At 41.1% G+C, this 20,668-nt stretch carries 19 protein-coding genes; all 19 read left to right on the forward strand.

Translation table 11 applies throughout. The annotated features are described in order from the left end of the window. Positions 1–3,567 carry a chromosome segregation protein SMC gene (smc, locus tag H9649_RS02815; protein ID WP_191693149.1) on the forward strand — a complete coding sequence of 1,189 codons (3,567 nt, stop codon included), beginning with the start codon at positions 1–3 and terminating at the stop codon, positions 3,565–3,567. 33 nt (positions 3,568–3,600) lie between these two features. Further along, entirely contained in the window at positions 3,601–4,596 is a 996-nt protein-coding gene (gene ftsY / locus H9649_RS02820; RefSeq protein WP_191693151.1) for a signal recognition particle-docking protein FtsY, read from the forward strand. 93 nt (positions 4,597–4,689) lie between these two features. Then, positions 4,690–5,022: a putative DNA-binding protein gene (locus H9649_RS02825; RefSeq protein ID WP_191693152.1), complete on the forward strand. Its 333-nt coding sequence runs from the start codon at positions 4,690–4,692 to the stop codon at positions 5,020–5,022. A gap of 12 nt (positions 5,023–5,034) precedes the next feature. Beyond that, positions 5,035–6,390 (forward strand): signal recognition particle protein, encoded by a 1,356-nt coding sequence (gene ffh, locus H9649_RS02830; RefSeq protein WP_191693154.1) that lies wholly within the window; start codon positions 5,035–5,037, stop codon positions 6,388–6,390. 112 nt (positions 6,391–6,502) lie between these two features. Then, entirely contained in the window at positions 6,503–6,775 is a 273-nt protein-coding gene (gene rpsP, locus H9649_RS02835) for a 30S ribosomal protein S16 (protein WP_191693156.1), read from the forward strand. 166 nt (positions 6,776–6,941) lie between these two features. Beyond that, the gene (locus H9649_RS02840) at positions 6,942–7,175 is read left to right on the forward strand and encodes a KH domain-containing protein (protein WP_191693158.1); all 234 of its coding nucleotides are present in this window, start codon (positions 6,942–6,944) and stop codon (positions 7,173–7,175) included. Positions 7,176–7,354: 179 nt separating this feature from the next. After that, on the forward strand, positions 7,355–7,870 hold the full coding sequence (rimM, locus tag H9649_RS02845) for a ribosome maturation factor RimM (RefSeq protein ID WP_191693159.1): 516 nt from the start codon (positions 7,355–7,357) through the stop codon (positions 7,868–7,870). Continuing rightward, a complete protein-coding gene (trmD, locus tag H9649_RS02850; RefSeq protein WP_225229629.1) occupies positions 7,867–8,610 on the forward strand; it encodes a tRNA (guanosine(37)-N1)-methyltransferase TrmD in 744 nt (247 codons plus the stop codon). The genes rimM and trmD overlap by 4 nt, the downstream gene beginning before the upstream one ends. Positions 8,611–8,741: 131 nt before the next feature. Next, positions 8,742–9,086, forward strand: coding sequence for a 50S ribosomal protein L19 (gene rplS / locus H9649_RS02855; protein WP_191693161.1), 345 nt, complete (start codon positions 8,742–8,744; stop codon positions 9,084–9,086). Between the two features lie 322 nt (positions 9,087–9,408). Then, positions 9,409–9,966, forward strand: coding sequence for a signal peptidase I (gene lepB / locus H9649_RS02860; RefSeq protein WP_191693163.1), 558 nt, complete (start codon positions 9,409–9,411; stop codon positions 9,964–9,966). Between the two features lie 17 nt (positions 9,967–9,983). Next, positions 9,984–10,865 carry a ribosome biogenesis GTPase YlqF gene (gene ylqF, locus H9649_RS02865; protein ID WP_191693164.1) on the forward strand — a complete coding sequence of 294 codons (882 nt, stop codon included), beginning with the start codon at positions 9,984–9,986 and terminating at the stop codon, positions 10,863–10,865. Between the two features lie 110 nt (positions 10,866–10,975). Beyond that, complete coding sequence (locus tag H9649_RS02870; RefSeq protein ID WP_191693166.1) at positions 10,976–11,752, forward strand: ribonuclease HII; 777 nt, start codon at positions 10,976–10,978, stop codon at positions 11,750–11,752. Next, a complete protein-coding gene (locus H9649_RS02875; protein ID WP_191693167.1) occupies positions 11,753–13,720 on the forward strand; it encodes a hypothetical protein in 1,968 nt (655 codons plus the stop codon). Further along, positions 13,717–14,016 (forward strand): EscU/YscU/HrcU family type III secretion system export apparatus switch protein, encoded by a 300-nt coding sequence (locus H9649_RS02880; protein WP_191693169.1) that lies wholly within the window; start codon positions 13,717–13,719, stop codon positions 14,014–14,016. The genes H9649_RS02875 and H9649_RS02880 overlap by 4 nt, the downstream gene beginning before the upstream one ends. Positions 14,017–14,134: 118 nt before the next feature. Next, positions 14,135–15,295: an ADP-forming succinate--CoA ligase subunit beta gene (sucC, locus tag H9649_RS02885; protein ID WP_191693171.1), complete on the forward strand. Its 1,161-nt coding sequence runs from the start codon at positions 14,135–14,137 to the stop codon at positions 15,293–15,295. 18 nt (positions 15,296–15,313) lie between these two features. Next, complete coding sequence (gene sucD / locus H9649_RS02890; protein WP_191693173.1) at positions 15,314–16,216, forward strand: succinate--CoA ligase subunit alpha; 903 nt, start codon at positions 15,314–15,316, stop codon at positions 16,214–16,216. Positions 16,217–16,285: 69 nt separating this feature from the next. Further along, complete coding sequence (gene dprA, locus H9649_RS02895) at positions 16,286–17,170, forward strand: DNA-processing protein DprA (protein ID WP_191693175.1); 885 nt, start codon at positions 16,286–16,288, stop codon at positions 17,168–17,170. A gap of 173 nt (positions 17,171–17,343) precedes the next feature. Continuing rightward, positions 17,344–19,419 (forward strand): type I DNA topoisomerase, encoded by a 2,076-nt coding sequence (gene topA / locus H9649_RS02900; RefSeq protein WP_191693176.1) that lies wholly within the window; start codon positions 17,344–17,346, stop codon positions 19,417–19,419. 333 nt (positions 19,420–19,752) lie between these two features. Beyond that, the gene (gene xerC / locus H9649_RS02905; RefSeq protein ID WP_225229630.1) at positions 19,753–20,658 is read left to right on the forward strand and encodes a tyrosine recombinase XerC; all 906 of its coding nucleotides are present in this window, start codon (positions 19,753–19,755) and stop codon (positions 20,656–20,658) included. The last annotated feature ends 10 nt before the right edge of the window (positions 20,659–20,668 follow it).

The following is a 20,668-nucleotide window of genomic DNA, read 5'->3' on the forward strand; positions in this document are numbered from 1 at the left end:
GTGTTTCTTAAAAGAGTTGAAATCATAGGGTTCAAATCATTTGCTGAACGAATCGGGATTGATTTCGTTCCCGGCGTCACAGCAATTGTCGGACCAAACGGAAGTGGAAAAAGCAATATCACTGATGCGATTCGTTGGGTTCTTGGCGAACAATCAGCAAAGTCGTTACGTGGAGCCAAAATGGAAGACGTTATATTCGCGGGGAGCGATTCGCGTAAACCACTGAATTTTGCGGAAGTGACTCTCATCCTTGATAATACGAATGGTTTATTTCCATTAGATTATACTGAAATTAGTGTAAGTAGACGTGTATTCCGTTCAGGTGAGAGCCATTACCTATTAAACGGACAGCAGTGTAGATTGAAAGACATTAATGATGTTTTCATGGACTCAGGCTTGGGAAAAGAAGCGTTCTCGATTATATCTCAAGGCCGTGTAGACGAAATTCTGAACAGCCGACCTGAAGACAGAAGAAGTATTTTCGATGAGGCAGCAGGTGTATTGAAATACAAAACCCGTAAAAAGAAAGCCGAACACAAGCTTTTTGAAACAGAAGACAATTTGGATCGTGTCCTTGATATTTTAAACGAATTGGATACACGAATTGGTCCTTTGGAGAAGAATGCACAAGCTGCAGAGCGTCATCAAATACTTTCTGAGGAAGTTAGAGAGGCTGACGTTCGTTTATTGAATCACGACGGAGCACAACTGCGTAATGAAATCATTATGAAAACGAATCAGTTAGATGAAAAGCGTTCACATAGAAACCTTATGAAGAAAAAAATAACGGAAGCCGAAAATCAATCAAACGAATTGAAAAAGCAATTGAACGATATGGATACTCAATCAGATGCACTTCAAAAGGAACTGGTTGAAAAAAGTGCTGATGCCGAAAAGTGGGAGGGACGCCGACTTTTATCGTTAGAGAAGAAAAAGAATTCAGAACAGCAATTGACTCGTGTACAAAGCGAATTAACATCTTTTGCACAAAGCAAAGATGATCTTGTAGTAAAGATTACAGCTGCGAAGGAAAAGATGTCCAGTACTGAAACGGACATCGAAAAACTTCAGTCTGAAATAAATGAAATCACAAAAATCCTTAAACGTTCTGTAAAAGAAACAGAAAACGAAATTGAGGAATTGAAAGCTTCTTATATTGACTTGCTAAACGAAGAAGCAACAATTCGAAACGATTTGAAACATATTAATGAAAGAATGGAAGGTGAATTGACCTCCTCGAATCGTATCAGCGAACAGGCTACTGTATTAAAAAAGGCGATTGATGAATTAAACGGTAAAAAGAAAGTCCAGATTGAATCGATAACTTCACTTAAGAAACAAGTTGCTGCAACAGAAACCGCTTTTGCGAAATCCGATAAGCAATTTGCGGAGTCAGAAAAAGAATTGGCAAATCAAAAACAATTTTTACAGACTGCTATTAACAAGCAATCTGAAATGCATGGAAGGATGCGGGCTCTCAAAAGTTTGGAAGCGGACTTTTCGGGGTTTTACTCTGGCGTACGGGCCGTGCTCATTGCCAATAGTGAAGGCCGATTGCGTGGTATTGACGGTGCTGTCGCAGAACTTATATCTATGGATGACCAGTTTATAAAAGCGATTGAAACGGCTCTTGGCGGTGCGATGCAGCACATCGTAACCTCAACAGAAATGGAAGCAAGAAACGCAATCGGATATTTGAAAAAGAAAAATGCCGGCCGTGCAACCTTCCTGCCGAGAGATGTTATGAAACCACGAATTCTTCCACTATCGATTGTTCGGACTGTTGAACAGCATTCTGAGTATGTAGGAACGGCGGACAGTCTCGTTAGGACAGCACCGGAGTTTTCCATCATCAAGGAAAATTTACTCGGAATGACGCTTATTGCTCGCACGTTACAAGGAGCTTCTGCGATCGCTAAAATGATTGGTTATAAATACCGCATCGTTACACTTGATGGAGATGTAATAAATGCGGGTGGTTCATTAACGGGTGGTGGAGTTAAAGGACAGTCGACTGTCTTTTCAAGAAAAGCGGAAATGGAGACGTTGCAAAGCCAGTTATCCCGCATGTCATCTTCAATAGAAACCGCCAAGGCGAAAATTGGAGATTCCCATATAACCGTCTCTCGTCATATGCATGACGTTGAGAAGTATAGATTGCAACTAAATGAATTGCGACAGGAATTGGCATCAATTGAAAGGAAAATTCAAAATATCGATATGGAGATCCGCACATGTGAATCGGAACTTTCATTAATTGATAGAGGAAGAGAGGGCTCCAAAACTGTTGGCGATGAATTGAAAAGCAGGAAAGAGCATCTGCTTATTCGGCATGCGACTGTAAAAACAACACTTGAAACTACACGCACTGAAATTGAGACACTTGAGAGGCTGGCTGCCGATAGGCGGAAAGAAGAAGCTTCACTTATTACTAAGAATAGTGAACTTCGTGAAAATCTCGCTGTCCTTAAAGAGCAGAGAGGTCATCAACAATTACTTTTAACTGAGATGGAAGAAAGCGTTGAGCAAGTAAAGTCAAGAATGATCACGTTGGAACGAGAAAAGGCCTTGTATAATGAATATGAAAAAGGAATCGAATTAACGCCTGAAGAAATTGAGGCGAGTATTGAAAAGACGGCTACAGAAAAATCTTCCCTAGAGCAAGCTTTGTTGAAGATAAGAGAGAAGCGAAGTGTTTTTGTCAAAGATCTTGATGTCGAGGAAGAATTGCTGAGAAACTTGCGAGTAGAAGAAAGTCAGGCAGTTTCAAAGCTAAATGAGCTTAATATTACGATGTCGCGTCTTGAAGTGAAATATGAAGCTATTACAAACCGGTTGCTTGATGAATATGGATTGTATCCGGATTTTGAAAATGATATTAATTTTGATATAGAAACAACTCGACTACGCGTAGAGGAATTGAAAGATGAAATCACGCGTATTGGTTCTGTGAATCCGAGTGCTATTCTAGAATTCAAGGAAGTATCTGAGCGTCATGCGTTTTTGACGGAACAACGGAATGATCTGCTTGTAGCAAAAAGTACGTTGAATGAAGCGATGTCGGAAATGGATAGGGAAATGGAAATGCGTTTTAGCACAACATTCAATGCAGTCAAAAATAGATTCCATCATGTGTTCAAAGAAATGTTTGGTGGAGGGGATGCAGATCTCGTCCTTACAGAGCCAAACAACCTTTTGGAAACGGGTGTTGATATTGTCGCAAGACCACCGGGAAAGAAATTGCAAAACTTGAGTCTATTGTCGGGCGGTGAACGTGCTCTAACTGCTATTACACTATTGTTTTCGATTATCGAAGTACGTCCGGTACCATTTTGCATATTGGACGAAGTGGAAGCTGCGTTGGATGAAGCGAACGTTATTAGGTACAGCAAATACTTGAAAAAGTTCTCAAACAACACTCAATTCATTGTCATCACTCATCGTAAAGGTACAATGGAAGGTGCGGATGTGTTGTATGGTATTACTATGCAAGAATCAGGTGTATCAAAATTAATTTCCGTAAAGCTTTCGGAAGTTCCCGCTGAAGTGATGGACCATGTCTTATAAACGATAAGTTAATTGAAAAAGGAGAGAATGGATTTGTCTTTTTTTAAGAAATTGAAAGAAAAGATTACGGGTACAAACGAAACAGTGACGGTTACAGAAAAATTTAAAGATGGACTGTCGAAAACACGTAACTCGTTTACATCAAAAGTTAATGACCTTGTTGCACGCTTCCGCGAAGTAGATGAGGAGTTTTTTGAAGAGCTTGAAGAGGTGCTGTTGCAAGCGGACGTTGGCGTTGAAACGGTTATGGAATTAGTCGATCAGTTGCGCTGGGAAGTCCAACGGAAAAACATTAAGAATACTGACGGCATCCAATCTGTAATATCAGAAAAGCTTGTCGAGATTTATAAAGCGGGAGAAGAGTTGGATACTGAATTAAATATTCAGGACGGTTTGACAGTTATATTAATGGTTGGTGTTAACGGTGTTGGAAAGACAACGACGATTGGAAAGTTGGCTGCCCGTCTGAAAGATGAAGGGAAAACGGTTATGCTTGCCGCAGGTGACACGTTCCGCGCGGGAGCGATTGATCAGCTTGTTGTGTGGGGAGAGCGTGTTGGTGTTGAAGTAATTAAGCAATCCGAAGGATCCGATCCAGCAGCTGTCATGTATGATGCGATACGTGCTGCCAAAAATCGCAAAGTCGATGTATTAATTTGTGATACAGCAGGTCGTTTACAAAACAAGGTAAACCTTATGAGCGAATTGGAAAAGGTCCACCGGGTCATTGGTAAGGAAGTGGAAGGCGCGCCTCACGAAGTTCTATTAGCGCTCGACGCGACAACTGGCCAAAATGCGATGGTTCAAGCACAAACATTCAAGGATGCGACAAACGTCACTGGAATTGTCTTGACGAAACTTGATGGTACTGCTAAAGGTGGAATTGTACTAGCAATACGCAATAAATTAGATATTCCCGTGAAGTTTGTCGGATTAGGAGAAGGGATGGATGATCTGCAACCATTTGATCCTGAAAAATATGTCTATGGATTATTTGCTGACGGACTTGAAAGAGAAGCACAAGAGTAATATGGAATTTCGGCTTTGGTTCTTGCCTTTAAAGTAAATATACTTGACGGAAGAACTTTCCCGTAATAAGATGACAGAGGGAGGCGAATTAGGATGCTAGAAAAAACAACGCGCATCAATTTCCTCTATGATTTCTATCAGACATTGTTGACTGAGAAGCAGAGAACCTATATGCAACTTTATTATTTGGATGACTTATCTTTAGGTGAAATAGCTGAAGAATACGGTGTATCGAGACAAGCTGTTTATGATAATGTCAGAAGAACAGAAGCAATGTTGGAAGACTATGAACTTAAATTGAATCTATTTTCTAAATTCCGTAATCGGATGGAAATAGTTGAAGAGCTGGAAGAACTTTTTTCAGGCGATGATCCAACACGAACAAGAGCGCGGATTTTAATTTCCGCTCTAAAAGATCATGAGTAGGGGGCTCTATGCATGGCATTTGAAGGTTTAGCCCAGCGCCTGCAAGGGACGCTTCAGAAGATTAAGGGCAAAGGTAAGATAAACGAAGCTGACGTCAAAGAAATGATGCGTGAAGTGCGTTTCGCGCTCATCGAAGCCGATGTCAATTTAAAAGTAGTTAAAGAATTTATTAAGACGGTTAGTGAGCGTGCTGTCGGCCAAGATGTCATGAAGAGTTTGACGCCAGGGCAACAAGTCGTCAAAATTGTCCAGGATGAATTGACAAACTTGATGGGTGGAGAACAGAATCCTATTCAGTTTGCGAGGAAATCACCAACAGTCATCATGATGGTTGGGTTGCAAGGGGCAGGTAAAACGACGACGACCGGTAAACTAGCAACAGTTCTCCGTAAGCGTCACAACAAAAAACCGCTCCTTGTAGCAGCCGATATTTATCGTCCTGCTGCAATTCAGCAATTGGAAACGCTCGGCAAGCAATTGACGGTGCCTGTTTTCTCTATGGGAACAGATGTATCTCCAGTTGAGATTGCAAAACAAGCGCTGAAAGAAGCTGAAAAAGAGCATTATGATGTAGTGATTATTGATACCGCAGGTAGGCTGCATGTCGATGAAAAATTGATGCAAGAACTGAAAGATATCCGTGAATTGAGCAAACCTGATGAGGTCTTCTTAGTCGTGGATGCAATGACAGGTCAGGATGCCGTAAACGTCGCAAAGTCTTTTGACGAGGCGATAGGGATTACTGGTGTCGTCTTGACGAAGCTTGACGGCGATACGAGGGGTGGAGCAGCACTTTCAATCCGTTCCGTCACACAGAAACCGATCAAATTTGTCGGGATGGGCGAAAAGATGGATGCACTTGAACCATTCCATCCTGAACGGATGGCATCTAGAATTTTAGGGATGGGGGATGTCATGTCCCTTATCGAGAAGGCACAGGAGAATGTCGACGAAGAGAAAGCGAAAGAACTTGAACAAAAGTTCCGCACGCAAACCTTCACGCTTGACGACTTCCTCGATCAACTTCAGCAAGTGAAGAAGATGGGACCTCTTGACGAAATTCTTAAGATGATGCCTGGGGCGGGTAAAATAAAAGGTCTTGAAAACGCTAAAGTGGACGAAAGTCAGATGGGACGGGTGGAAGCGGTAATCCATTCAATGACGATTGCCGAACGAACGACACCTGAAATCATCAATGCGAACAGGCGTAAAAGAATAGCCAAAGGATCAGGCACTTCCATTCAGGAAGTGAACCGCTTATTGAAACAATTCGATGAAATGAAGAAAATGGTCAAACAAATGACCAACGTACAACAGAAGGGCAAAAAGAAGATGAAAATGCCTGGATTCGACTCTTTCTTTAAGTGAAACAGCTGAATTCCCTCATTTTTTTAAGGTGTTAAGAAAAAACACTTTACAAACAACAAAAACCTTGATAATATACTATCTTGTGTGAAACTATTCGGAGGTGCAAGTAAAAATGTCAGTAAAAATTCGTCTTAAACGTATGGGAGCAAAGAAAACTCCTTTCTATCGTATTGTTGTAGCAGATTCACGTTCACCACGTGATGGTCGTCAAATCGAAACAGTTGGTACTTACAATCCGCTAACTAAACCAGCAGAAGTAAAGATCAACGAAGAATTGGCGCTTAAATGGTTACAAAATGGCGCGAAACCATCTGATACAGTACGTAACCTGTTCTCAGATCAAGGCATTATGGAAAAGTACCACAATGCTAAATTAGGCAAGTAATTATAAAATTTAACGACGACTAGAAACTTATTTTTTGGTGGATAGTGAATGTTAAACGTATCAGACATATTTGGGAAATGACCTCACAATATGTCTGATTTTGCAAAGCCAACCTTGAAGTGGGGTCATATTGCCCGCATAAGTGGGATAACCAGGAGGGGTGGACATGGAGCAACTGATTGAAACGATTGTCAAACCTTTAGTCGATTATCCTGCAGATGTGCGGGTCGACAAAGAAGAACAGAATCATCGGGTCGCATACAAACTTTCCGTCAATCCCGAAGACATCGGGAAAGTGATTGGAAAGCAGGGACGTGTTGCTAAAGCGATACGGACTATAGTCTATTCGGCGGCAGGCAGTCATCAGGGTAAGAAGATTTACTTAGATATCGTCGACTGATTGATAGTAGCAGAACCCAATCAGCCATAAACGGCAGATCTTACGAGGATAGCTTCATCGCTTCCTTTGAAATCTGCGATGAAAGGAGGGAGCTCAGGTTCCTTCCTTTTTTGTCTATTCAAGCAGGCGGCATCACTATATAAATGTTCTAAATGAAGTATAAAAGGATGGTGTATCGGATGGAATGGTTTAATGTTGGAAAGATTGTTAACACACACGGTGTGCAAGGAGAAGTGAGAGTCATTTCGCGTACCCACTTTCCTGAAGAAAGATATGCAATCGGCAACGAACTTTCACTGTTCATGCCAAATGAAACGAAACCGATTCAATTAATCGTCAGGAGTCATCGGGTCCATAAGAATTTTGACCTTCTCACATTTGAAAATCATTTTAACCTTGTAGATGTAGAGAAATACCGAGATGGTTTGTTAAAAGTATCTGAAAACGAACTTGGTGAGCTGGATGAAGGTGAATTCTACTACCATGAGATTAAAGGGTGCACAGTCTTTACAGTGGATGGAGAAGAGCTTGGTGAAGTGACTGATATTTTGGAAACGGGTGCAAATGATGTTTGGACAATCACCCCAAAAACAGGAAAACCCCACCTTATCCCTTATATAGATGAAGTTGTCAAAGAAATTGATATTGATGCAAAGCGGATTATAATTGAACCGATGGACGGACTTCTTTCATGATGAAAATAGATGTGCTGTCTTTATTCCCTGAAATGTTTGACGGTGTATTGCATTCTTCTATTATGAAAAAAGCGCAGGAGAATGAAGCTGTTTCATTTTCAGTAACCGATTTTAGGGATTTTTCTGGTAACAAGCATCATAAAGTGGACGATTATCCGTACGGTGGAGGAGCGGGCATGGTGTTGAAGGCAGAGCCTTTGTTTGCCGCTGTTGAATCACTTACTATTGATGAATCGAAAAAGACGCGAGTAATACTCATGTGCCCGCAAGGAGAACGATTTACACAACAAAAAGCAGAAGAGCTTTCGGCAGAAGAACATCTTGTGTTTTTGTGTGGACATTATGAAGGCTATGACGAACGTATCCGTGAATACCTTGTCACGGATGAATTATCTCTTGGTGATTTCGTTTTGACTGGCGGAGAAATCGCCTCGATGGCGATCATTGACAGTGTTGTCAGACTGTTACCGAATGTACTTGGCAATTCGGATTCACCTGTTCATGATTCATTCTCAACTGGTCTGCTTGAACACCCCCAATATACGAGACCAGCTGACTTCAGAGGGATGAAAGTTCCGGATATTCTGTTGTCAGGAGACCATGGTAAAATTGAAAAGTGGAGACAGGAACAATCTTTGAAGAGGACATTTGAAAGAAGAAAAGACCTGTTGGATAAAGCGCCTTTAACTGAACATCAACAGAAACTGTTAAAAAGTTGGAATAGTAAACATAAAAACTGATACATCTTGCGCTTGACCCTTATTTATGGTAACATCGACTTTGTGCTTATATGAAGTGCACATACTGACTGGTGTTCCGCTGCAAAGGCAACAAGTGCAAGAGCATCTGTGGAGAAGGAGAGAAAACAACTATGCAACATATTATTACAGAAGTAACAAAAGATCAGCTTCGTACTGATCATCCTGATTTCCGTCCTGGGGACACTGTCCGCTTGCACGTGAAAATCGTAGAAGGAACGCGCGAGCGTATCCAGCTTTTTGAAGGTGTCGTCATCAAGCGTCGTGGAGGCGGAATCAGTGAAACTTTCACAGTCCGTAAAATCTCTAACGGTGTAGGTGTTGAGCGTACATTCCCTGTACACACTCCTAAAATTGCTACACTAGAAGTTACTCGTCGTGGTAAAGTACGCCGTGCGAAATTGTACTACCTTCGCAACCTACGCGGAAAAGCTGCACGTATCAAAGAACTCCGATAATAAGCAGACAGCGGGGAGCAATCTCCGCTGTTTATTTTTTCTGAGGAAAGGAGACCAAACGCGGTCTCCTTTCTTTTTGCCTCCAGCTCCAGGTGCTAATAAGATACCTTAATTTCTGTAAAACTGCAGAAATACGGCAAATCGAACCCTTCGCAGTTCGATTGTCTCAGGTCATAAGCCGAGGCTGCTATGGCGAAGGACGTCACTCCACATACCCGTCTTATGCCTGTCGACCCTAAACGGCACCTTGCACTTTTGTTTTTTGCCTGGAATATGAATTGACTGTATAATAAGGATAGTAGGTTGGCGGGAGGTATTGGTTATGAATGAAGAGAAGAAGAAAAATGAAACATGGGAATGGGCAAAAGCGTTATTGATCGCTTTCGGACTGGCGGCAATCATTAGGATATTCTTATTCACCCCAATCGTTGTTGACGGCATCTCAATGATGCCTACTCTAGAACATGGCGATAAAATGATTGTTAACAAAATCGGTTATACACTAGGCGAACCAGATCGTTTTGATATAGTCGTATTCCATGCTCCAGAAAAAAAGGACTACATTAAAAGAGTTATCGGTCTACCTGGCGATGAAGTGGAGTACCGTGACGATGTTTTGTATATTAATAACGAGCCGTATAACGAGCCCTATTTGGATAAATACAAAGCTGAAGTGAACGATGGACCTCTAACTGAAGATTTTACACTCGATGAGAAAATTGGTTCGGTTACCGTACCTGAAGGCAGTGTATTTGTTATGGGGGATAATCGACGTAAAAGCAAAGACTCCAGACATATTGGAGCAGTTTCGATTGATGAGATTATCGGCAATACGAAACTTGTCTTTTGGCCGATAAAAGATTTCGGTATCGTGGACTGACGAAAGGTGTGAAATACATGACAATTCAATGGTTTCCCGGCCATATGGCCAAAGCTAGACGTGAAGTAACTGAACAGTTAAAACTAGTGGATATCGTTTTTGAACTAATTGATGCACGACTGCCTCTTTCATCAAGAAATCCGATGATCGATGAAGTGATAAACCAGAAACCGAGATTGTTGATTTTGAATAAGATGGATCTTGCAGATGATAAAGAGACCGATCGGTGGATTAATTACTTTGACTCTCAGGGCATCCGAGCTGTCGCTATCAATTCATTTGAAGGGAAAGGTCTTCAAACCGTTACAAAAGCGGCAAAAGAGATACTTGCGCCTAAAATCGAGCGCATGAAAAAAAGAGGAATTAGACCAGGAGCTATCCGAGCAATGATTGTCGGCATACCAAATGTAGGGAAATCGACGTTAATTAATCGACTAGCCAAAAAAAATATTGCTAAAACAGGCAATAAACCAGGTGTCACTAAAGCGCAACAATGGATAAAGTTTGAAAAAGAACTTGAACTACTCGATACCCCAGGAATCCTATGGCCAAAATTTGAAGACCAAGCTGTTGGATACAAATTGGCACTAACTGGTGCCATTAAAGACACCGTTGTCAATATGGAGAATCTGGCTGTGTATGGTCTCCGCTTTCTGGAGACGAACTATCCGGACCGCCTTCAAAAAAGATATGGGTTAACTGTCGTAGGTGATGATATCCAGCAGATCTTCAACCATATCGGTGAAGCGAGAAAAGTTTATACCGTTGGTGGAGAAATCGATTATGATAAAGTGTCTGAACTGATTGTACAAGATATTAGAAGTGAGTTGCTTGGAAAATTGACATTCGATTTTACATCTGAACAACATATCGAAAAGGCTGATTCAGTTACGGATTAAATCCGTGACTATCGGCCTTTTCTTATAGGGAAACGGAAATAACTTACGTATCTTGCCGATATAAAGCAAAATGTCGATTCTAGCAACTATACATATAGAAGGTGAAAAGGATGAAAACGATTAAAGAAATAGCACAAGCATTAAGTTCTACCATTGAACCTGAACAATGGATGAAAGAACTTGAAATGGATGGTAGAGCGGGTGTGCAAAAAGAATTAGCACGTTGGATTAGAAATTATGACAAGAGAAAACTTTTGCAGTCGTTACATGATTCTAAAATTGCGTTTGACAATCACTACAAGCCGTTTAGTTCAACATTGCTTGCAGGAGTCGACGAAGCGGGAAGAGGACCGCTAGCAGGTCCTGTGGTGTGTGCTGCGGTCATATTACCGCATGATGTATCGATGCTCATCGGACTTGATGATTCGAAGCAACTTTCGAAACCTGAAAGAGAAAGACTCGCAAAGCTAATTAAAACCATCGCTGTCAGTTATTCAGTCCATATACAACCAGCCGAACGAATCGATTTGATCAATATATACGCCGCTACAAGGGAATCGATGGAACTGGCTGTTGGCAATCTTTCAACGAAACCCGATATCGTTTTGGCAGATGCAATGTCACTTATCGTAGATTGTCCATGTGAATCGATTATAAAAGGTGATGCGAAAAGCTTATCCATCGCTGCAGCTTCTATTCTTGCGAAAACAACTAGGGATAACTTGATGGAAGAGCTCGATATGGATTTTCCGATGTATCAATTTAAAAAGAATGCAGGATATGGTACCGCTGTACATCTAGAAGCGTTAAATACCTATGGACCGTGCATTCACCATAGGAAGACATTTGAACCTGTTAAATCCATTCTGGGGAGAGGTGTTGTATAAATGACGTATTCTTCTATTCCCACACGCATAACAGTCCAGCCCGTGACAGCTGTACAAAAAAACGTCACTTTGCGTGAAGGGCAAATGTTTCATGGTCAGATTAAGCAACTGTACCCGGGACAGATGGCAGAAGTGCAAATCGGTAATCAAAATCTGATGGCAAAGTTGGAAGTTCCGATGAAAACAGGTGACGCGTATTATTTTCAAGTGAAATCCACAGAACCTGAACTGCAACTTAAAATTATATCCGGTCCCGTCCAGTCTTCAGAAGGGCAGACGAAACAATTGGCGAATCTAATTGATTCGATGAAATTACCGAACACGCAGGAAATCCAGGATCTATTAAAACAGTTTATGAAAAATCGTACACCGGTTTCGCGAGAAAACCTCTTGGCTGCAGAAAACCTGTTGAAATCAGTGCCTTCTGCCTTGCGACCTGAAGCATTGATTGCCATTCAAAAAGTTGTCGAATTAAAACTGCCGCTTACGCAAATGAATTTTAACTCTTTAATGGCTATGGAAACGAAAGAAGGACTGCATCCAGTTCTTGCTTCATTGAAAACGGTGCTAGCTGAAGATCTGTCTATTAACGCAAAAGTTAGCACGCCGATTCTGGAATCGTTGGAATCGATCTCTCGTGGCACTATAGCTACAACTACAGCGACCGAAAAAGCAGTTCTCGCAAGTGCAGTACTAAAACTTTTGGATAATACAGCCTCCAAAGAACAGAAATTCCAAGTTTTGCAAATGCTGAAACAAGAAGGGATACTACCTGTGCGAACGTCGTTGGCGAACTTGCAATCAGTCCTTCATACAGCATTAATGGATGTTGAAATGCCTGGAGTAGAGCAGAACATGCGGCAAAGTCAACAACATGCAGATCCTGTAGCTGTCCCATTGCAAGTTGCAAAAACGGAGATACCTTTACCTGCTACAGCGATCCATACTTCCTGGCAAAACATCCTCAAAACGGCTGAACTAGCGCGACCAGGAGACATTGCTCATTCTATTAATCAAATGAGAAGTGCTATCCAAAATGATGCTGTATTACAACAGTCCGTCAAAATTGAATTAAACGGGATATTGGACGGAATTGCTAAGCTACCAAACGGTGAAATACGAACTTCCGGATTGAGTGAACAATTGACACAGGTGCTTGTAAAAGTTATTGCAGAACAATCCCTATCATCTCCATTTAGAAGTGATACAGCGACAGGTATCACAAATTTGTTACAGATGGACAGTGGCACGAGATTAGCCGCTCTCTTTCATTCTGTTGAACAATCGCCATTACCTGTAACGAAAGAGTTGATTCAGGCAGCGCAATTGGCAGTTGGACAATCGATTGATGGCAAAGTAATGAAAGACACAATGCAAACAGTTTTTCGGTTCCTTGGCGTTAATTATGAATCTGGTCTTTTAAATCGTGATACGGATTTTGTGAAAACTGCGGAACTATTGAAACCGCAACTTGTGGCGCTGTTACAGGACAGCTCGATTTCACCCGCTGTAAGGGATGCTGCAGAAGCGGTAGTTTCTCGTATGAATGGTCCGATGTTGCAATCAAGCGATATGGGAATAAACCAACAGTTAGTCATGCAGTTGCCGCTAGGCATGCTTGGCAAGAGGATTGACGCGACATTGGAATGGAATGGCAGATTGAAAGATGATGGAAAGATTGACCCGGATTATGCGAGAATCATGTTTTATCTCGAACTTGAATCTATCGAGAAGACCGTTATTGATATGCAAGTTCAAAACCGTGTTGTCACGGTAACTGTCTTTAACGAAGATGATCGTTTGAAAATCATCGGAGCTGCTTTGCAGGACAAGTTGAAGAAAGGACTTGAATCGGCTGATTACAAACTGTCGGGTGTGTCATTCAAAAATTTTGATGAAGAAAAAAAGCTACCTCTAGTAAAGCGTGAAACAAAACAGGACCAACAAGGAGTGGACTTTCGTATATGACGGACAATAAGCATATCCGCAAAGAAGCTATTGCCTTATCGTATGATCCGAATGTCGGAGAAGCACCGAAAGTCATTGCTAAAGGAAGGGGGAAAATAGCTGAAAACATTCTAGCGAAAGCAGAAGAACATAATGTTCCCATCCAAGAAGATCCGACATTAGTGGAACTACTTGGACAGCTAGATGTCAATGAAACAATACCGGAACAATTGTATCAGGCTGTTGCAGAAGTATTCGCATTTATCTACCACGTCGACCGTAATCATCGTTCAGAAAAAGCAAATAGCAGAAAATGACGAAGTATGTCAAAAAATATCGTACAATAAAGCATTCAATTGTGGACATTTATTGACATTGTGACTACAATAGATACGGCAGTAAATAATAGCTACAAGTTCGATTGGAGGATGTAAGATGAATATCCATGAATATCAAGGAAAGCAACTGCTTCGTGATTACGGTGTTGCTGTTTCAAACGGTCGGGTAGCATTCTCTCCCGAAGAAGCTGTAAAAGCAGCGAAAGAGCTTACACCAGGTATCTATGTTGTAAAAGCACAGATCCATGCTGGTGGACGCGGTAAAGCTGGTGGTGTTAAGATTGCTAAAAATCTTGACGAAGTACGTGAATATGCAAAAGAACTACTTGGTAAAACGCTCGTTACGCATCAGACTGGTCCTGAAGGTAAAGAAGTTAAACGACTTCTTGTTGAAGAAGGATCAGACATCAAGAAAGAATACTATATTGGTCTAGTTGTTGACCGTGCTACAGATCGCGTGACGTTAATGGGATCTGAAGAAGGCGGAATGGATATTGAAGAAGTAGCAGAAGCTACGCCTGAAAAAATATTCAAAGAAGTCATTGATCCGGTTGTTGGCTTAACAGGCTTCCAAGCGCGTCGTATGGCATTTAACATGAATATTCCTGCGCATCTTGTGAACAAGGCTGCTAAATTCATGTTGGGTCTGTATCAAGTATTCAATGAAAAAGATGCTTCAATCGTAGAAATCAATCCATTAGTCGTTACAGGCGATGATAACGTATTGGCACTAGATGCTAAGTTTAACTTCGATGACAATGCTTTATTCCGTCATAAAGACATCGTTGAACTACGAGATTATGATGAAGAGGATCCAAAAGAAATCGAAGCTTCCAAGTATGATTTAAGCTATATTTCATTGGACGGAAACATTGGCTGTATGGTCAACGGTGCAGGACTTGCCATGGCTACGATGGATACAATCAATTACTACGGCGGATCACCCGCAAACTTCCTTGACGTTGGGGGCGGCGCGACAGCTGAAAAAGTAACTGAAGCATTCAAAATCATCCTTTCTGATGAGCATGTCAAAGGGATCTTCGTCAATATCTTCGGTGGCATCATGAAGTGTGACGTCATTGCTGAAGGTGTCATTGTAGCTGCGAAGGAAGTAGGCCTTGAAGTACCATTAGTCGTACGTTTGGAAGGTACAAATGTCGATAAAGGTAAAGCTTTGTTGAATGAATCAGGATTGAACATCATCGCTGCTGATACTATGGCAGACGGTGCACAAAAGATTGTTGAACTCGTAGGCTAAGAAAGGCAGGGACAAACGATGGCAATTTATATTAATAAAGATACAAAAGTGATTGTACAAGGTATTACAGGCTCTACAGCACTTTTCCATACGAAGCAGATGCTTGAATATGGAACAAAAATCGTCGGCGGAGTAACTCCCGGCAAAGGTGGAACTGAAGTCGAAGGTGTACCTGTTTTCAATACTGTTGAAGAAGCAGTAAAAGCAACAGGTGCAAACGTATCCGTCATCTATGTACCAGCTCCTTTTGCTGCTGATGCAATTCTGGAAGCTGTGGATGCAGAATTGGATATGGCTATTTGTATTACTGAGCATATTCCGGTTATTGACATGATCAAAGTGAAACGCTATATGGAAGGCAAAAAGACTCGTTTAGTCGGTCCGAACTGCCCAGGTGTTATCACTGCTGATGAGTGTAAAATCGGAATCATGCCAGGATATATCCATACTAAAGGCCACGTAGGCGTAGTATCACGTTCTGGTACATTGACGTATGAAGCGACTCACCAACTTAGCCAAGCTGGAATCGGTCAAACGACTGCAGTTGGTATTGGTGGAGACCCGGTCAATGGCACGAATTTCATTGACGTTCTTAAAGAATTCAATGAAGATCCTGAAACGTATGCGGTCGTCATGATCGGCGAAATCGGTGGAACTGCTGAAGAAGAAGCGGCTGAATGGGTAAAAGAGAATATGACTAAACCTGTTGTAGGCTTCATCGGTGGACAAACTGCACCTGAAGGAAAGCGTATGGGCCATGCTGGCGCAATCATTTCCGGAGGTAAAGGAACTGCTGCTGAAAAGATCAAAGCATTGAACGCTGCTGGTATTGAAGTAGCTGATACTCCATCTGTAATCGGTGAAACATTGATTAAAGTAATTAAAGAAAAAGGTCTTTACGACAAATGTAAAACTCATTAATAATAGTGAACGGCATGCGGGATTTCTGCATGCTGTTCTTTTACATTTTCATAATAAAGGAGGAACGAAATGAAACTGTCAAATCTCGATGAAAAATTACTAGTTTTACATTATGTTTATCCAGTCCCTTTCAATAAATTGGCACAACTATTGAAAAGTGACCCCGAACTTCTTAATCTATTCCTTTACAAAAGCTCTGAACTTGCGCGGTTGTTGAAAATTCCAGAGTCTAAAGCATCCCAGTTGAATGAACAGCTTAAACGACATGAAAAAACCCCTTTTTCTCACCTATATAATCAGGAAGATATTATACCTATCCCGATTACACATCATGATTATCCCCATATGCTTAAATGGCTTGTCGATCCGCCAGCGGTAATTTATGTGAAAGGCGACCTCTCCATTTTGAGAGCATCCATTAAAATTGCTATTATTGGTTCAAGAAAAGCTGGATCTTATTCAAAACAATCTTTGTCGTTAATTGTACCGCCACTTATTAATCAAAATATCGTCATAGTTTCTGGTCTTGCTAAAGGAGCGGATACGATGGCGCATGAATCTGCTATATCTTTTGGAGGAAAAACGATTGCTGTATTAGGGCATGGGTTGTTCCATTTATATCCAAAAGAAAATTACGAACTTGCTTGGAAAATAGGTAGTGAACATCTCTTATTGACGGAGTATCCACCTTATTTCAGACCAACCAAATGGACATTTCCTATGAGAAACCGAATTATTAGCGGTTTATCCGATTCGATTATCATAACTGAATCTGAAGAAAAAAGTGGAACGATGAGTACGGTTGATCATGCACTAGAGCATGGAAAGACGATTTATGCTGTGCCAGGACCCATTACCTCACTATTATCGATTGGTCCAAATAAATTGATTGAACAAGGCGCAAAACCTATATGGAACGGCTACCAAGCAGTGGAAAACATCTTAATTCAATGATGGAAATGAACTTCCTCATATTGAAAAGGTTGATTTTAAATCAAATCTGTTATACATTTTGCAACAGATATTCTTTTACGTCCGTATTCACCATCAAGTCGAATGGGCATGAATATATAAACAGTGCCTATCGGGTGAATAAATAGGAAACCTCTATGAGGAGGAAAATGACAATGGCAGATTATTTAGTAATAGTTGAGTCGCCCGCAAAGGCGAAAACGATTGAGCGGTATTTAGGAAAAAAGTATAAAGTACGTGCTTCTATCGGACACTTGAGAGATTTACCCCGTAGTCAGATGGGTGTAGATACTGAAAATAATTATGAACCGAAATACATCACTATCCGTGGTAAAGGACCAATTTTACAAGAATTGAAAAAAGACGCGAAAAAAGCTAAGAAAATATTTCTCGCGGCTGACCCCGACAGAGAAGGGGAAGCAATAGCCTGGCATTTAGCACATCAACTTGGTGTTGATATTGAATCTGATTGTCGAGTCGTCTTTAACGAAATTACAAAAGATGCAATTAAAGACTCATTTAAATCGCCTAGACCTATTGACATGAACCGTGTAGACGCACAACAAGCGAGAAGGATATTGGATAGACTAGTAGGCTATAACATCAGTCCGATACTGTGGAAGAAAGTTAAAAAAGGCTTGTCGGCAGGTCGTGTGCAATCTGTCGCTTTACGTATGATCATCGATCGGGAGAATGAAATAAATGCATTTACTCCTGAAGAATATTGGAGTATTGTCGGTCAATTTACAAAAGATGGGAAAGAGTTTGAAGCTTCGTTTTATGGAGATTCCAAGAAGAAAATCAAACTTGAAAACCGGAAACAGGTAGATGAAATACTTTCGCGTATGACAGAGGACAAATTTGAAATTACGAATCTCGTCAAAAAGGAAAGAAAGAGAAATCCTGCCCCTCCATTTACAACGTCTTCTTTACAACAGGAGTCAGCTAGGAAGTTGAATTTCAGAGCGCGGAAAACAATGATGCTCGCTCAGCAGCTATATGAAGGTATTAATACAGGAAAAGAAGGAATTGTCGGTTTAATTACGTATATGAGAACTGATTCCACGAGAATTTCAGACACTGCCAAAAATGAAGCTGTTTCATTCATCGAAACGATGTATGGCAAAGATTATATTGGTACTACCAAACCAAAAGCCAAAGAATCAGCGAATACGCAGGATGCCCATGAAGCTGTCAGACCGACATCAGTTATGAGGCCGCCAGATGCAATGAAACAGTTCCTTACAAGAGATCAGCATAGACTGTACAAACTGATTTGGGAACGTTTTGTCGCAAGCCAGATGGCATCAGCGGTGTTAGATACTGTATCAGCAGATCTTATGAATGGTGAAGTGAAGTTTAGAGCAACAGGATCAGAAGTAAAATTTCCCGGTTTCATGAAAGTGTATATAGAAGGGGAAGATGATCAGGAAGAGAAAAAGGACGGTATACTCCCTCCCCTTGAAAAAGGGGAACGGTTGAAAGGTCATGACATTGATCCGAAACAGCATTTTACGCAACCGCCTCCTAGGTACTCTGAGGCACGCCTTGTAAAAACATTGGAGGAGCTAGGAATAGGCCGCCCTTCTACGTATGCACCGACGTTGGATACAATACAAAAACGCGGCTATGTTACGTTGGATGCTAAGCGGTTCGTGCCTACAGAACTTGGTGGTATTGTCCATCAGGCAGTAAACCAATACTTTCCGGATATTATAGATATTGAATTCACTGCGGAAATGGAAAAGAGCCTTGACCATGTAGAAGAAGGTACGATTGAATGGAAACAAGTCATCGATGAATTTTACAGAGACTTCGAAAAGCATGTAAAGGTAGCCGATGAAGAAATGGAGAAAATTGAAATAAAAGATGAGCCAGCTGGAGAAGATTGCGAAAAATGCGGTAATGCAATGGTCTTTAAAATGGGGCGTTATGGAAAATTCATGGCGTGTTCAAACTTCCCGGACTGCCGGAATACAAAAGCGATTATCAAGCCTATTGGGGTCACTTGTCCCACATGTAAGGAAGGTCAAGTCGTTGAGCGTAAAAGTAAAACAAAACGGATTTTCTATGGTTGTGACCGATATCCGGAATGCGAATACGTCTCTTGGGATAAGCCGATTACTAGACCATGTCCAAAATGTCAAAACACTTTAGTGGAGAAAAGACTTAAAAAGGGTGTTCAGATCCAATGTACCGAATGTGATTACAAAGAAGTCACACAAGAATGATGAACTATACTTCCAAATGAATGAGCAATTAAAAGACTGCCGGGTGCATATACGCTCCTTCGGCAGTCTTTCATGTGTAGGATGGCCAAAATTGAACAAACTGTGTCTAAGAAAAGAAAAATCCGTGTGATGTCTGACATCTACAAACGAATGTGTTGCCGAAATGATAAACAATAATGTATAGTAAATCTTGTATGAGTTTCGAATTTCCATATTAGTCCACTTATTCGTTCAATATAGTCTTTTTATAAATTTTTATTTTAAAAAAGACTATTCAAACATGTTGCAATTTTGCTATAATCGAATTGAGTGTTCGTGATTGGGGTGACACACTTGTCGAAAACCATTAATCCATTAGTTGTTTTTGCTGAATACATATCTTACATTCGTTTGGAGAAGAACTATTCACCCCGCACCATTTTAGAATATGAAAATGATATTAAAGAGTTCTATTCATTTCTAGAACAGGAAGGGTTGTCAGATCTAGCAGCTGTTGACTATTCCGAAGCGCGATTGTTTGTTACAACACTTTACGATAAAGGTTTATCTAGGGTGACAATTTCAAGGAAGATATCATCCATTAGATCTTTATATAAGTTTTGCAACGTACGATTCGGGATAGACGATAATGCATTCCGTTTGTTGTATCATCCAAAGAAGGAACAAAGGCTTCCTGCTTTTTTTTATGAGGAAGAATTGGAGGCTCTCTTTTCGGTCGGCGATGGTTATAGTCCAAAGTCACTAAGGAACCAAGCATTACTGGAATTACTGTATGCAACTGGTATCCGGGTAAGCGAATTGGTATCCATTGATCTTAAGGATATCGACAATGAGCTTGGTATTGTGAAGGTCATGGGAAAAGGGAGTAAGGAAAGATACGTGCCTTTTGGAAGCTTTGCGATGGAGGCTCTTGAATCCTATTTGTCGAATGGTCGTCCTATACTGATGAAAGATAAAAGCCATCGATCATTATTTGTTAACTTGCGCGGTGATCCGATTACTGCACGCGGAGTACGGCACGTGTTGAACGGGATGATGGAGGAAGCGATTATTCATCGCAAAATTCATCCTCATATGCTTCGCCATTCTTTTGCGACACATATGCTGTCGAATGGTGCGGATATGAGGACTGTTCAAGAACTGCTAGGGCATAGTCAATTATCTTCGACACAAGTGTATACGCATATTACAAAAGAACACTTGCGGAAAACTTATATGAATGCACATCCGCGAGCGTAGGAGGCTGAAC

Origin of the sequence: Sporosarcina quadrami, assembly GCF_014836615.1 — a bacterium.
Taxonomy (GTDB): domain Bacteria; phylum Bacillota; class Bacilli; order Bacillales_A; family Planococcaceae; genus Sporosarcina; species Sporosarcina quadrami.

Excerpts from the sequence above, each read along its gene's own strand:
- lepB (WP_191693163.1), top strand. The coding sequence starts at position 9,409 with ATGAATGAAGAGAAGAAGAAAAATGAAACATGGGAATGGGCAAAAGCG.
- H9649_RS02870 (WP_191693166.1), top strand. The coding sequence starts at position 10,976 with ATGAAAACGATTAAAGAAATAGCACAAGCATTAAGTTCTACCATTGAA.
- H9649_RS02840 (WP_191693158.1), top strand. The coding sequence starts at position 6,942 with ATGGAGCAACTGATTGAAACGATTGTCAAACCTTTAGTCGATTATCCT.
- rimM (WP_191693159.1), top strand. The coding sequence starts at position 7,355 with ATGGAATGGTTTAATGTTGGAAAGATTGTTAACACACACGGTGTGCAA.
- ffh (WP_191693154.1), top strand. The coding sequence starts at position 5,035 with ATGGCATTTGAAGGTTTAGCCCAGCGCCTGCAAGGGACGCTTCAGAAG.
- trmD (WP_225229629.1), top strand. The coding sequence starts at position 7,867 with ATGATGAAAATAGATGTGCTGTCTTTATTCCCTGAAATGTTTGACGGT.
- H9649_RS02880 (WP_191693169.1), top strand. The coding sequence starts at position 13,717 with ATGACGGACAATAAGCATATCCGCAAAGAAGCTATTGCCTTATCGTAT.
- ylqF (WP_191693164.1), top strand. The coding sequence starts at position 9,984 with ATGACAATTCAATGGTTTCCCGGCCATATGGCCAAAGCTAGACGTGAA.
- H9649_RS02825 (WP_191693152.1), top strand. The coding sequence starts at position 4,690 with ATGCTAGAAAAAACAACGCGCATCAATTTCCTCTATGATTTCTATCAG.
- rpsP (WP_191693156.1), top strand. The coding sequence starts at position 6,503 with ATGTCAGTAAAAATTCGTCTTAAACGTATGGGAGCAAAGAAAACTCCT.
- dprA (WP_191693175.1), top strand. The coding sequence starts at position 16,286 with ATGAAACTGTCAAATCTCGATGAAAAATTACTAGTTTTACATTATGTT.
- topA (WP_191693176.1), top strand. The coding sequence starts at position 17,344 with ATGGCAGATTATTTAGTAATAGTTGAGTCGCCCGCAAAGGCGAAAACG.
- H9649_RS02875 (WP_191693167.1), top strand. The coding sequence starts at position 11,753 with ATGACGTATTCTTCTATTCCCACACGCATAACAGTCCAGCCCGTGACA.
- sucD (WP_191693173.1), top strand. The coding sequence starts at position 15,314 with ATGGCAATTTATATTAATAAAGATACAAAAGTGATTGTACAAGGTATT.
- sucC (WP_191693171.1), top strand. The coding sequence starts at position 14,135 with ATGAATATCCATGAATATCAAGGAAAGCAACTGCTTCGTGATTACGGT.
- rplS (WP_191693161.1), top strand. The coding sequence starts at position 8,742 with ATGCAACATATTATTACAGAAGTAACAAAAGATCAGCTTCGTACTGAT.